The sequence below is a fragment of the Streptomyces sp. NBC_01233 genome, assembly GCF_035989305.1.
GTDB lineage: Bacteria > Actinomycetota > Actinomycetes > Streptomycetales > Streptomycetaceae > Streptomyces.
In genome coordinates this window covers 8,925,103-8,937,566 of record NZ_CP108514.1, presented here as the reverse complement: position 1 = coordinate 8,937,566, position 12,464 = coordinate 8,925,103, and the positions used below count along the sequence as shown (strand labels likewise).

At 68.6% G+C, this 12,464-nt stretch carries 12 protein-coding genes; 8 read left to right on the top strand and 4 right to left on the bottom strand.

The window, feature by feature from the left end; translation table 11 throughout:
• Window positions 1-305 precede the first annotated feature (305 nt).
• Window positions 306-470 carry a hypothetical protein gene (locus tag OG332_RS41620; protein WP_327418310.1) on the bottom strand — a complete coding sequence of 55 codons (165 nt, stop codon included), beginning with the start codon at window positions 468-470 and terminating at the stop codon, window positions 306-308.
• A 46-nt stretch (window positions 471-516) separates the two neighbouring features.
• Between OG332_RS41620 and OG332_RS41615 the strand changes: the two genes are divergently transcribed.
• Window positions 517-1,518 carry a LysR family transcriptional regulator gene (locus OG332_RS41615; RefSeq protein WP_327418309.1) on the top strand — a complete coding sequence of 334 codons (1,002 nt, stop codon included), beginning with the start codon at window positions 517-519 and terminating at the stop codon, window positions 1,516-1,518.
• 219 nt (window positions 1,519-1,737) lie between these two features.
• Here the strand turns inward: OG332_RS41615 and OG332_RS41610 are convergent, their stop codons facing one another.
• Window positions 1,738-2,586: a hypothetical protein gene (locus OG332_RS41610; protein WP_327418308.1), complete on the bottom strand. Its 849-nt coding sequence runs from the start codon at window positions 2,584-2,586 to the stop codon at window positions 1,738-1,740.
• 1,161 nt (window positions 2,587-3,747) lie between these two features.
• Here OG332_RS41610 and OG332_RS41605 point away from each other — a divergent pair.
• Window positions 3,748-4,338: an isochorismatase family protein gene (locus OG332_RS41605; protein ID WP_327419532.1), complete on the top strand. Its 591-nt coding sequence runs from the start codon at window positions 3,748-3,750 to the stop codon at window positions 4,336-4,338.
• A 376-nt stretch (window positions 4,339-4,714) separates the two neighbouring features.
• Here the strand turns inward: OG332_RS41605 and OG332_RS48020 are convergent, their stop codons facing one another.
• A complete protein-coding gene (locus OG332_RS48020; RefSeq protein WP_442816296.1) occupies window positions 4,715-4,960 on the bottom strand; it encodes a DUF6221 family protein in 246 nt (81 codons plus the stop codon).
• Between the two features lie 229 nt (window positions 4,961-5,189).
• On the opposite strand from OG332_RS48020, the gene OG332_RS41600 reads away from it, so the two are divergent.
• From OG332_RS41600 to OG332_RS41590, 3 genes are all read left to right on the top strand, one after another.
• Complete coding sequence (locus OG332_RS41600) at window positions 5,190-5,405, top strand: hypothetical protein (RefSeq protein WP_327418307.1); 216 nt, start codon at window positions 5,190-5,192, stop codon at window positions 5,403-5,405.
• A gap of 923 nt (window positions 5,406-6,328) precedes the next feature.
• Window positions 6,329-6,628, top strand: a complete 300-nt coding sequence (locus OG332_RS41595) for a transposase (RefSeq protein WP_327418306.1) — start codon at window positions 6,329-6,331, stop codon at window positions 6,626-6,628.
• 29 nt (window positions 6,629-6,657) lie between these two features.
• The gene (locus tag OG332_RS41590; RefSeq protein WP_327418305.1) at window positions 6,658-7,725 is read left to right on the top strand and encodes an IS3 family transposase; all 1,068 of its coding nucleotides are present in this window, start codon (window positions 6,658-6,660) and stop codon (window positions 7,723-7,725) included.
• A gap of 754 nt (window positions 7,726-8,479) precedes the next feature.
• Here OG332_RS41590 and OG332_RS41585 read toward each other — a convergent pair.
• The gene (locus tag OG332_RS41585; protein ID WP_327418304.1) at window positions 8,480-9,445 is read right to left on the bottom strand and encodes a pirin family protein; all 966 of its coding nucleotides are present in this window, start codon (window positions 9,443-9,445) and stop codon (window positions 8,480-8,482) included.
• A 105-nt stretch (window positions 9,446-9,550) separates the two neighbouring features.
• Between OG332_RS41585 and OG332_RS41580 the strand changes: the two genes are divergently transcribed.
• The 3 genes from OG332_RS41580 to OG332_RS41570 all read left to right on the top strand — a co-directional run bounded on the left by OG332_RS41580 (window position 9,551) and on the right by OG332_RS41570 (window position 12,389).
• Window positions 9,551-9,901: a tetratricopeptide repeat protein gene (locus OG332_RS41580; RefSeq protein ID WP_327418303.1), complete on the top strand. Its 351-nt coding sequence runs from the start codon at window positions 9,551-9,553 to the stop codon at window positions 9,899-9,901.
• A 504-nt stretch (window positions 9,902-10,405) separates the two neighbouring features.
• On the top strand, window positions 10,406-11,599 hold the full coding sequence (locus OG332_RS41575) for a methyltransferase (RefSeq protein WP_327419531.1): 1,194 nt from the start codon (window positions 10,406-10,408) through the stop codon (window positions 11,597-11,599).
• A 28-nt stretch (window positions 11,600-11,627) separates the two neighbouring features.
• Window positions 11,628-12,389, top strand: a complete 762-nt coding sequence (locus OG332_RS41570; protein WP_327418302.1) for a MerR family transcriptional regulator — start codon at window positions 11,628-11,630, stop codon at window positions 12,387-12,389.
• Window positions 12,390-12,464 lie beyond the last annotated feature (75 nt).

Genomic DNA, 12,464 nt, shown 5'->3' with positions numbered 1-12,464 from the left:
TTTGCCCTGCCCGGTGGGCTACGCCGGGCAGGGCAGCGCGTCGACCGTCGGGCCGGTGAATCCAGTTTCCACCGAACCCTTGGACTGCGGAACGCCCTCCTTCTCGTAGGTCCCGGCCGATGCCCTCCTTCTCCGAAGCGCGGGCCATCGGGGTGGCATCGGAGTCGATCCCCATCCAAACCATCGGCGCCGCACCCTCACCCACGATCCACGGGAACCCCTGCGGCCTCCTCTCCGGCCAAGACCCCGCCTGTCGACGCACCGGCACCCCGCCCCGCGCGCGGGCGGTCCCGCGCGACTACATCTCACCGCCCTCTCCCCCGGACCCGCCATACCGTGGGGGGTGAGGCCTCCGCCTGGGCGCCCACCACCTCGCTCGCGTGCTGCAGCACCGCGATGTAGCGGATCGACAGCACCCCCAGCGCCATCGCGCAGGCCAGGTCCACCAGCACCCGGCCGCACGCGTACATCGGCCGCCAACCGAGGCCTTGTGGCCACGGCGACCGGAGCCAGTCGATGGACGCCGCCGGTAAAGGAGGGAGCGGTGTTTCTCGCGTCCTCCATGGGGGGAGTAGGTTCTGTTTTGTGGATCTCAATGCCGTTCGTACCTTCGTCGCCGTTGCCGACACCGGCCAGTACCAAGCCGCTGCCGACGATCTGAGGATCACCCAGCAGGGGGCCTCGAAACGAGTGGCGAGCCTGGAAAAGGAACTCGGCGTACGGCTCTTCACACGAATCGCCAGAGGTGTCCAGCTCACCGTCGACGGGCAGGCACTGCTACCCCGCGCCCGTGAACTGCTCCGTGCCGCCGAGCGCTTCACAGCAGCCGTAGCCCCGGGTCGCAGGCCACTGCGGATCGATGTCGTCGGCCGCAGGATCGCGCCCTCCACCATCCTTCGGGACTTCTACCAGCAGCACCCCGACATCGAGCTCGATGTCGTCACCCTGGCCAACGCCGACGCCACGTCGGCGCTGGCCGAGATCAGTTCCGGAACCTTGGACGCCACGTTCAGATCTCTACGGGATTCCAGCGGCGCCGTCCCTCAGGGACTCCGGTCATCGCGTGTCATCGACGACCGTCACGAACTCCTGGTCGGCCCACGGCATCCGTTGGCGAACGCCAAGTCCGTGACCCTGGCCGAGCTCACCCGTCACCCCATCTGGATGCCCGGCATGGCTGATGCCGAGCCGATGGGCTACTACGAAGATCTCGCGAACGCGTTCGGACTCACCATCGACACGATAGGGCCGAGCTTCGGCGTCGAAGCGCTCCTCACCGAGATCGCCCATTCAACCCAGCTCGCCACCTTCGTCGGCGAAGGCTCACGGTACCTCTGGCCGGAAAGCTACAAGCTCTGCCGGATCCCCGTCGTCAACCCCACCCCCGTCTACCCTCTCTCGGTGATCTGGCGAACGAGCAATCCCCACCCCGTCCTCGCCAACTTCCTCGAATACCTCCATGCCAGGTACCGGGCGACAGCCCGCGATGACGTGTGGACCCCGGACTGGGCGCGCTGAGGAGCCGCACCGGGGAGCGGGAGAGTTTCGAGCTGTGCCAAGGCGTCGGCGGAGAAGGCATGGCCACATGCGGCGGCGCTCCCACCTACGGGTTTCGCCGGTCAGAACGAGCAAGGTCGAGTCCACGCCGACCGTGCTCCAGACGGTTCGCCAACAGGATCGTCGCTCACCCAGACGGTACGCAGGATCCGGTCCCGCGTACCGTCCGCCGTGCAGTGCCTAGCAGGAGCGGCGCCAGATCCCGCTACGTGTCCCACCACCGGACTGGTAGTCGCTGATCACCGCGCCGTCATCGGTGATACCCAGCATGTTCAAGCCTGTGGGGACGGGGCCGGTCAGGTCTTCGGTACCGCCGTCGCGCCACACACTCTTACTTCCTCCGGTCCGTGTGCCGACGATGATCCCGGAGGAATTCACCTCGGATGGAACACCACCGGGTAGCTGCCGGACGATCTTGCCGTCCAGGCCCCACTCAACGATGGTGTAAGGGCTGGAGGAGCCGGCGTAGCCCACGATCCGGCCTCCCCGGTAGTCCAGTGGCTGTCCGCCCTGGAGACGCATGACTTCACGCCCCTCGCCGTCGACCATCGCGCCGGTGGACAGGACGACCCGGCGTGAGTTGTCGATGCCCTCGCTGTATCCCTCTCCGAAGTCGACCAGGGTGTCGGGGTGATCGGTGCGCCACATGACCGCGTACGTCTTGGCTCCTCCCATGAAGTACCGGCTGAATCCGGCAATGTCACCGTTGTCGTTGATGGCGGTGGGCACCGAGGTCTGGGTGCCGATGCCGGGCAGGAACTGGTACCGGCCGTTCTGGTAGCGCCATGCGCTGGTCGTGCCGTCGTTGCCGACCCAGTATCCGGCGATCACTCCGGAAGTGTTGATCGCGCGGGGGTAGTTCGAGCCGGGTGTGCTCCGCGGCTGCGGCAAGACGGTGGGTATCCCGTCACTCCACAGGACCCCTTCGCGGTGGTCGGCCTTCCACGCGGTGCCGACCACCTTGCCGGTGCCCGCATGTCCCCGTGCCTCGGCAGTGCTGTAACCGGATGGGACCGTCAGGACGGACATCTTCCAGGCACAGGCGCTCGTGTCCGAGAGTCCAGAGCGGCCGCTGTCCGCCCCTGCGGGTGCGCTTGCTGCGACAGGGGCCATGAGAGATCCGGAAACCGTCACCGCGATGGCGACGGTGGTTAAGTGGCTGATCCTCAAGAGATTTCTCCCGTTTCTGACCTGAAGTACCGTCAATGCCGTGTCAGTCTATTTGGGTGGCGGGCCTCATGGTGATCGAGTTGACCTCGATCTTTCATGGCGGCCCGTCGTTTCTCCGGCAGGCCGTTTTCGGTTGTTCGGGCTCGTGGCGGCAAGGCTGATGGCCCAGCTGTCGTGTCGGATGGGCATCGGGTTAAACGGCTCCGGTCATGTGATGCTGCTAGGAGGAGAACGCGCTGGTCAACCAGAGTTGGGGAGAGTTGCGATCCGCGCCAGGGCATCGCTGATCACAGCGTTCCTACGCCAACGGCGTGCGCATCTCATGTGCCGGATGCGGGCGTCGGCAACCAGCTGGGCAGCCTCGGAGAACAGCCGCGGCCGCATTGCGGCGGGGTTCGGCCGGTAGCACGTACATTACGGATGCGGTATTCGGCGCCTTGACCACTGGTGCGACCCAGTTCGCATGCTGCGATCGGGACGCCGGTGCCGTTCGTGGACAAACGTGGTGAGCAGCACTCCGTGCGCGTCGGTCAAGATCAACTGCGCGCCAGTCCAAGGGCGTTCCTTGGCGCACGATCAGCCGCATCCCCCGGCCGGCCGAGGTCACCGTTCGCGGCCTGCTTCAAGTCAGAGAACTGATTGTCCGTCATTTGAAGGGCCGTCGAACAGGCTGAACCAACACCGTCTGCAACGATCCGCTACCGAGGAGAGCGCACTGTATCTTCGTTCATTTCAGTTCGCTCAGCCTTGGGGAAGCGGTAGAGTTTCGTGCGCCACCAGGTGAGGGCCGGCAGGGCGGATCCGGTGGCGAACTGGTCGATCAACTCGTCAGGAGCCAGTCGGCCGCAGTCGGAAACATCCCCAACTCCGTCACGAACAACGTGCGCATCACCTTGGACATCACCGATCCGGATCCCATCGCTGTACAGCCGTCGGCCGTTCCACGTGCGCCGGCTCGTTCAATCCACAGTGGGCGACGCAACGTTCAGTGACGCGATCATCAAACCGAAAGGGCGCAACGTGCCGGTCACCACGCTCGACGCGGGAACTGCTCTCGTACTCATCGACCTGCAGAATGCCACGGTCGGTGCCCCCTGTGTACCACACAGTGGCCCCGATGTCGTGGCTCGTACGGCCTTACTCGCGGGCGCATTCCGCGACCACGGTGCCACGGTCGTCCTGGTCCGCGTCACCCGGGCCGAGGACCACGCGGACGGTACGCCCGGCCGCAAGGACACACCGAACTACACGGGCCCCATGCCGACCGGGTGGGATGAGATCGTCGAGGACCTTCGCGGTCACTCCGGCGACATCCTGGTCACGAAGCGCAACTGGGGTGCGTTCTACGGCACCGATCTCGACCTGCAACTGCGCCGCCGTGGTATCACCCAGGTCGTGCTTGCCGGCATTGCCACGAGCATCGGTGTGGAGTCCACCGCGCGCAACGCGCACGAACTCGGCTACCACGTCACGCTCGCCACCGACGCGATGGCGGACATGGATCCGGAGGCGCATCGCAACAGCATCGAGCGGATCTTCCCGATGCTCGGAGAGTGTGGCACTTCCGATGAGATCATCGAACTGCTGGCCAAGAGCGCTGATGCGCCCTAGGTCTATTGATCACGAGCATTGTTGACACGCGATCAGTCGTGAACACGACGAAGACCTCTGTGCGGTGGGAGCTGTCTACGAACTCACCACACGGAGGTCTTCGTGTCCCCGGTAGTGCCGACTGCCCGCCTCAGTAGACGGCGGCTGGTCAATCCTTTCGGTTTACCCGTCTGTCACGCATGTCACGGCCGAGAGCAAGAGATCCCTGGCCACCGCCCTCGGGCGGGTCCGCCGGTCGCGGATCCCGGGCGAGGCGGGCCTGCACGACCACTCCAGTCGGCAGTTGCGCTCCTCGGGCGCCCCAGAAGGACGAGCGCCGCACTTCGTCTGGCGGGCCGTCGGGCAACGGCCCGCTTGCCCACTGCGTGGCCGCAGGTCACACACCGAGGCATGCCCGTTCGTCAGAAGCGCCACTCTTCGCGGCAGTCGACGTGGTCGACATAAACCGATACAAGCAGGTGGACAGCGGTGCGCGCAGTCCGTTCTGGTTGGCCGTCAGCGGCGTCATCCCCTGTCGGCATTCGTGGGCGTCCACGATTCCCCGCTTGACTGTGGCCTCGGCGAGGACTCGCGCCGGACCGAAGCGTGCGATGTGATCTGCAGGGCCGAGGAAGAGAAGCAAACTCAGCGCCGATGTCCAGGACAGTGACTGTCTGTTCGGCCGACCGCAGCCCGCGGGCGTTCCGCAAGCTGATCACCATGCTGCGTAGCGAAGGTGCCGACGAGGGAGCCCGGAACGGCCATGGTCACTGCCGCTGGAGAGCCGGCTGCCTATGCTGATAGAACTGTGCTGGCACGCCGGAGCGCTTCTCAGCCTGCGGACAAACTCGAATAGGTGACCTAATCAAGCCATGGCGCGAAACTTATTTCCTGCTGATCTAGTACTTGCCCAGACCCGGGTGATCCACGCCTACACGGCTCTCGCCCGGCACCCCCGCGGCAGCAGCACTCCTCTGCGGCGCACCTTGGTCTGCGAGCTGCGCAACCTGCATGCCCACCCGTACTGGTCCATGCCTGGCAGCTCGTACGCCGACCTCGTGGAGCTGCGCTGCCGGGCCCGCGAGTAGCCCTGGGGGCGGCCGGATCAACGGGATCACCAACCGACAGCAGCAGCCCCTCCGAGTGTTGCGCGAGTACATCGCCGAGCACGGCAACGACCAGACTTCCGGAGTTCAGCGCGCTTGCAGAGTTGTCGTTCCCGTCTTGCATTCATCGCTCAGTTCCTGGCAGGTTGTTAGTGAGCTCCACCTCTCCTCGGTTGCACAACTAGGCGCAGGTCGCATGTGCCACTAAGGGGCCCTGCCCACGCCTCACCGGCGGAATCCATGAGCCTCCGTCCATCTGGAGGCGAGCGATCGTCAAGGTGAAGCGGACGGCCTTCGAGCTGAATCCCCACCGCCGATCACACTGCGTACCCCGACGCGACGTTGGGCAAACCGTCCGCCCTCAATCCAGGGCAACGGCAGGTTCGGTGCCCCTTGGAGGACGACGACCCGACGTGTCGCGTCCGGCCCCCGCCACGGCAGGCCACGAGGCCGCATCGCTCCCGTACATCCCGGCACCCCGCTGGCCGCAGTCCGACCCGGGAACGGCGCCCACGGCGATGGTGGCACTCCCGGTCGTGTGCCGGGCAAGTGCGGGGCTGGGGTGAGTCCATACGGAGCACCCGCCCGCTCCTACGCGGCCGAATGTCTCTGCTATGACCACCGACCGTAGGCGGGCAAGAGCAGGAGCGGACGCTGCCACCAGCCTCGCACACACGCGGCCCCACGAGCCTAGGTGCAACGGCGGATCACCCAGAGAGGCGGCCCTCAAGCACTTCACCTGCGGAACGCAGCGTGCACCCCGCCCGCCGGCTGCCCTCGCACCCGCTGGCGCCAGGGCAGCCGCCCGGCGGGGGCACAGCCTTCGTCGCTGCGCTTCCTACTCGACGGCCAGTGACCTTCCCCTCGTAGCGTAGAGGCCGTGACTGCAGGGGAAGTTGGGAGTCATGGCGGAGAAGAGGCGGAAGTTAGACGCGGAGTTCCGTGAGGGGGCTGTGCGAATCGTGACCGAGACGGGCAAGCCGCTCGCGCAGGTCGCGAGGGAGCTGGGGATCAACGAGACCACGTTGGCCAGCTGGGTCTCCCGCGCCCGGCGGAACGGTGCGGCTGCTGGCGGGCGGGGCGAGAGCGTCCAGGAGGAACTGGAGCGACTGCGCAGGCGCAGCACCGAGCTGACCAAAGAGAACAAGGAACTGGCCATGGAGCGTGATGTCCTCAAACGCTGCATGGTCCTGTGGGTGAAGTAGCTGTGGCGGACCCGGCGGCTCTCGTCGGGGTGATCAGCGACCAGAGGACCGGGCACGGCATCCCGCACACTGTCTCCTGCCGCGCGCTCGGCGTATCCGAGGCGTGGTTCTACAAGTGGCGACGCCGCCCGGCCGAGCCGACGAAACGCGAGGTCAGACGGGCGATGCTGGAGGAGAGGATCACGTACTTCTTCCGCCGCTCGGGCGAGACCTACGGGTCACCGAGGATCACGCTGGACCTGTGGGCCGAGGGCTGGCAGGTCTCGGTGAACACGGTCGCCGAGATCATGGCCGAGCTCGGGCTCCAGGGCCGTAAACCGCCCCGCAGGCGCCGCTCGCTGACCCGGCAGGGCAAGCGCAAAGCGGCCCCTGACCTGGTGCACCGTCACTTCGACGCGGTCTCCCCAAACGTCCTATGGGTGGGCGATATGACCGAAATCGAGACCGGGGAGGGAAAGTTGTACCTGGCCACGGTCATCGACCTGTTCTCGCGCCGACTGCTCGGCTATGCGATGGGTGCGCATCACGACGCTGCCCTGGTCGCCGCGTCGCTGAAGATGGCCGCCACCACGCGCGGTGGCGATGTGGACGGCGTGATCTTCCACTCCGACCGCGGCAGCGAATACACCAGTCAGGCGTACAACGAGCTGTGTGACCGGCTGGGCGTGGTGCAGTCCATGGGGCGGGTCGGGTCGGCGCTGGACAACGCCGCCGCGGAGTCGTTCAACTCGCTGATCAAGGTCGAGTACATCCACCGGCACCGGTTCGCCACCCGGACCGAGGCCCGGCTGAAGATCGCCACCTGGACACCGGCTTCTACAACATGCGCCGCAGACACTCCGCGGCCGGCGGGCTACCGCCGGTGGAGTTCGAACAGATCATCAGCGAAGCACGCGCCAGCCACCATCAGGAGGACCTGGCCGCATAAGGAAGGTCTCTACGCTTCCAGGGGATTGACAACAAGAAGGTCACCCCGCACTGGGGGCAGGCATGCAAGCCGGCATGCGACCACGCGGCATGGCTGCTGTGCTCCCTGCTTGAACCGTCGAACCGCAAAATCTGGGAGCTCTCGACAGGCGACCCTCACCAGCTGGTGAAGCAGGCTGTCCTCGCACGGATGGAGTAGCCGGGACGCTGGCGAATAGACCTGCCCCGCGGCGTCCAAGAACCAGCTCCTGCCTCCAGCAAGAGGGCATGGGCACCCCGCCGAGGACTCCCACGAGCTGGGCGGCGGCCGTGCGCGAGGTGGTGACCGCCTTCTTGATCTGCCAGTCCACCAGGCCGTCGGGCAGGACCGCCAGCTCGGCGGCGGTGTGCCCGCGCTGACGGTATTGCTGCTCGATGCTCTCGCGCATCGGGCTGGTGCCGGCCCGGTACCAGCGGACGAGTTCCGCTAGAAGCCTCCACGGGGGCAGGGCAAGTTCATCGCCCTGCCCCCCAAGCTCACCTCGCCGAGACTGCAAGACGCCGCTGCGACGACCGCTGCAGGGGTTGTCAGCTTCCTACAAGCGGTAGCACCCGGGCGATCAGACTCTCGGTCCGAGCCTAGCGAAGCGCAGCGGGCACCCCGACCGGCACGTAGCCGGGAACAACTTCCAGACAAGCGCAGATCGCCGACGAAGCCGCTTCGACGTCTGTACCTGCACGAAGTCTCACCTGACGCAGCGTCAGAAAAGTCAGCATTGGGTCAGCATTCGTAGACACACACCCACCCACGGACGCCCACAGAGGGGGAAGGCCCCGCACCATCGAAGGGCAAGCGCGGGGCGCGATCGGAAGTGCCGAGGCTTCAGTAACCGGAAGGCGCCTGACCCGCGCCCCGCGGGGCCGCCTCACTTCAGATACCGCAGGTCAGCGCACTCGGCCGCGTGGTTTGAGATGGGCCGGTGGCAGGTCAGGAGCCGGAAGCGGAGGGCCGTCATACCCCTTCACCTCGCCGAATCTGGTCCCATTCATCCACTCCTCGCGGGCCTGTGCGATATCCTCATGGGAGCGGCCAATCCAGTTCCAGAACATCACGATCTCCTCCTCGAACGGCTCGCCGCCCAGGAGCATCAGGCCCGCGTCCGACGAGGCGCGCAGGGGGAGTTCCGTGCGGCCGCAGCCCAGGTAGAGCATCGAGCCCGGGAGGAGCGGGACGCCGTCGACGTGGGCTTCGCCCGACATCGACAGGACCGCGTACTCGAAGTCCGGGTCGAGCGGGAGGCGGGTCTCGGTGCCCGCCGTGAGGGTCAGGTCCGCGCCCACGATCGGGGTGTACGCCGTGCCGGGCGAGGTCGCCGTGTCCAGGGTGCCCAGGATGACCGTCGCCGTCAGTCCCGGGGCCGTGACGTGCGGGAGTTCCGCGTGGTGCTGGAAGTGCGGCTCCACGTTCCGGTGGGCGTCCGGCAGGGCCACCCACAGCTGGGCGCCGTGGAGGAAGCGGGCGTGCGGGCGCGGGCTCTCCTCGGAGTGGCTGATGCCGCGGCCGGAGGTCATCAGGCCCAGCTCGCGCGGGCGGATCGTCTCGAGGCTGCCCTCGCTGTCGCGGTGGAGCACCTCTCCCTCGTGGAGCCAGCTCACGGTCTGCAGGCCCGAGTGGGGATGGGGCGCGACCTGCATGCCGGGCTCGTCGGCGATGTCGTCCGGGCCGTAGTGGTCCACGAAGCACCAGGCACCCACCATGCGGCGGCCCAGGTTCGGCAGGAGTCGGCGGACCTCGGTGGACTCTCCGAGCTTGACCGTGCGCGGGCTGAGGAGCTCGCGCACCGGCTCGGCCACGACGAAGCCGCGGCCGCCGCAGGCGGAGAGAGCGGGCTGGCGATCGAGATTGCTCATGCGGACAACCTAGCCCCGCGGCGGTGGCTCCGGCGGGTGGAATGTTCCACCGCCCGGGCGTGTTGGAGGCCCCGGACGGACCACCTGAACGGCGGAAGGGACGCGATGAACGCGCCGGCGACGTACTTCGAGCACGGAACGGCAGCCGAGCGCTGGGCGCGCGCCCGGCTCTTCTTCGATGCGAAGGAGTACGCGACGGCCGCCCGCATCCTGGACGGGCTGGCGGGCGAGGTGCCCGAGCAGCTGGCGCCCCGGCTGCTGCTGGCCCGCGCCTACTACCACTCCGCCCAGCTCTCCCGCGCCGAGCAAGAGCTCCGCGCCATCCTGGAGCGCTGGCCGGTGGAGGACTATGCGCAGCTGATGCTCGGTCGCACGCTGGAGCGCCTGGGCCGGGCCGCCGAGGCCCGCCCGTACCTGCGGGTGGCCGCGGCGATGGCGGGCGACTTCCCGGAGTAGCGGGCGGTCCCGGGCCCGCGCCGCGCGCCGCCTCCGCGCGCCGCCTCCGAACGGCCGCCCGCACGCACACGCCGGCCCGGCCCGAACCGGCGTGTGCGGACGCCCGACCGCGCGCGGCTGCCCGGACGGGCATGTGCCGCAGCCCGCCTCGCGCATGAGGCGGCCAGGCCCGGTCCGTGCGGACGCCCCGACCCGCGCATGAGGCTGCTCCGGACCGGCACATGCGGCCGGGGCCGCCCGGCCGCGCGCGTACGGGCGGCCGGGCTCTGCGTGTGCGAACGCCGAACGCCCGGCCGCGGATCGCGCGATCCGAACCCGGCGCATGCGGACGTCCCGCCCGCGTGCGCCCTCGTACGCGGGCCCCCGCGGGCCGCCGGCATCCGCGCGTCCGGCAGCCTCGCCGCGCGAACGGGGGCGGTCGGGCACGGTGCCGTTCGGGTGTTCCGCCCCGTGCATGCGGGGTCCGGCGGTCGGCTCGGATAGCCTGGGGGCCATATGAACCGCCTGACCACACCCTTCGGCTCCTACGAGCTCACCCGCTTCCCCGAGGACCCGCGCGACCGGCTCCGTGCCTGGGACGCGGCCGACGAGTACCTGCTGCGCCACCTCGACTCCGGTACCGGGGAGCGCGGGCCGGTGGATCTGGCCTCCGCCGGCCAGATCACGGTGCTCGGGGACCGCTGGGGGACGCTGACGACGGCGCTCGCCGCGTACCGCCCGACGCAGATCACCGACTCCGCCCTCACCCGCTCCGCCACCGCGGCCAACCTGGACCGCAACGGGATCGGGACGGCGAAGGCGACGGTGACCCTGCTGACCACGCAGGACCCGCCGCCCGGGAAGATCGACGTCCTGCTGGTGCGCGTGCCCAAGAGCCTGGCGCTGCTGGAGGACCAGCTGTACCGGCTGGCCCCGCACGTGCACGCGGGCACCGTCGTGGTCGGCGCCGGCATGGTCAAGGAGATCCACACCTCCACGCTGCGCCTCTTCGAGAAGATCCTCGGCCCCACGAAGACCTCGCTCGCCGAGAAGAAGGCCCGGCTGATCTTCTGCACGCCGGGCACTCCCGGGGCGACCCGCCCCACGACTCCCGGGCCGTGGCCGCTGACGTACACCGTGGACGAGGACGCGGGGTCGGGCTCCGGCCTGACCGTCGTCAACCACGCCGGGATCTTCTGCGCCGACCGGCTCGACGTCGGCACCCGCTTCTTCCTGCAGAACCTGCCGACCAACACCGACGGGGCCCGGGTCGTGGACCTCGGCTGCGGCAACGGCGTCGTCGGCACGGCGGTCCAGGTCCACGACCCGGACGCCGAGGTCGTCTTCACCGACGAGTCGTACCAGGCGGTCGCCTCGGCGCAGGCCACGTACCGGGCGAACGTCCGCGAGGGGCGGCGGACCGCGGAGTTCCTCGTCGGCGACGGGGTGGCCATGCTGCCGCCCGCGTCCGTGGACCTGGTGCTGAGCAATCCGCCCTTCCACTCCCACCAGGCCACCACGGACGCCACGGCGCTGCGCATGTTCGCGCAGTCGCGCAAGGTGCTGCGGCCCGGCGGCGAGCTGTGGATCGTCGCGAACCGGCACATGGGCTACCACACCCACCTGCGCCGGCTCTTCGGCAACAGCGAAGTCGTCGCGAGCGAGCCGAAGTTCGTGGTCCTGCGGGCGGTCAAGCAGGATCGTCCGCGGCCCATGTGACCTGCCGGTAGCTCCTACACTCTGGCCCGTGAGCAGCCAGGTGGAGGACGGGAGCGGTGGCGGGCGCTACCGCCGGGAGGACGTGGCCCGGGCGGCCGGCGTCAAGGTGCGCAACCTGCGCTACTACCAGGAGCGCGGACTGCTGCCGCCGCCGCGCCGGGAGGGCCGGATCGCCTGGTACTCCGACGACCACCTGACCCGGCTGCGCCTGATCAGCGACCTGCTGGGGCGCGGCTACACGGTCAACGGGATCGGGGAGCTGCTGCAGGCGTGGGAAGAGGGCGGCGGCCTGTCCCGACTGCTGGGCCTGGAACGGGAGATGACCCGGGACTGGGTGCAGGAGGAGCCGGTGACGATGAGCCTGGCCGAGCTGCGGGAGCTGTTCGGCCCGACGGCGACCGCGGCGGACACCCGGCGGGCGGCGGAGCTGGGCTACGTGAGGGTCGACGGGGACCGGGTCACGCACCCGAGCCGCCGGCTGCTGGACGCGACGCTGACGCTGGTGCGCCTGGGGGTGCCGCTGGCGGAGATCCTGGACGTCGGGGAGTTCGTACAGACGCAGGCGGCGACGGTCGCGGACCGGTTCGTCGGGCTGTTCCGGCGGCATGTGATCGGTGCGGAGGGGGCGGAGGGGCTGGAGCGGCTTTCGGCCACGCAGCTCCAGCACATCACCGCGGCGGTGGCGGCGCTGCGGCCGGTGGCCGGGGAGGTCGTGGCCACGGAGTTCGCCCGGGCGATGGCGCGGCGGGTGGACGCGGAGGTCGCCGAACTGCTGCGTACGGAGCAGTAGGAGTCGGCTCAAAGGGTGCGCTCGCACAACCTTGCCAACCTTCATTGGCACTCTTACATTCAACTCGTCGGTAAC

Coding starts and splice junctions, on each gene's coding strand:
- OG332_RS41620 (WP_327418310.1), bottom strand. CDS start 470: ATGTACGCGTGCGGCCGGGTGCTGGTGGACCTGGCCTGCGCGATGGCG.
- OG332_RS41615 (WP_327418309.1), top strand. CDS start 517: ATGGACGCCGCCGGTAAAGGAGGGAGCGGTGTTTCTCGCGTCCTCCAT.
- OG332_RS41610 (WP_327418308.1), bottom strand. CDS start 2,586: ATGTCCGTCCTGACGGTCCCATCCGGTTACAGCACTGCCGAGGCACGG.
- OG332_RS41600 (WP_327418307.1), top strand. CDS start 5,190: ATGGCGCGAAACTTATTTCCTGCTGATCTAGTACTTGCCCAGACCCGG.
- OG332_RS41595 (WP_327418306.1), top strand. CDS start 6,329: ATGGCGGAGAAGAGGCGGAAGTTAGACGCGGAGTTCCGTGAGGGGGCT.
- OG332_RS41585 (WP_327418304.1), bottom strand. CDS start 9,445: ATGAGCAATCTCGATCGCCAGCCCGCTCTCTCCGCCTGCGGCGGCCGC.
- OG332_RS41580 (WP_327418303.1), top strand. CDS start 9,551: ATGAACGCGCCGGCGACGTACTTCGAGCACGGAACGGCAGCCGAGCGC.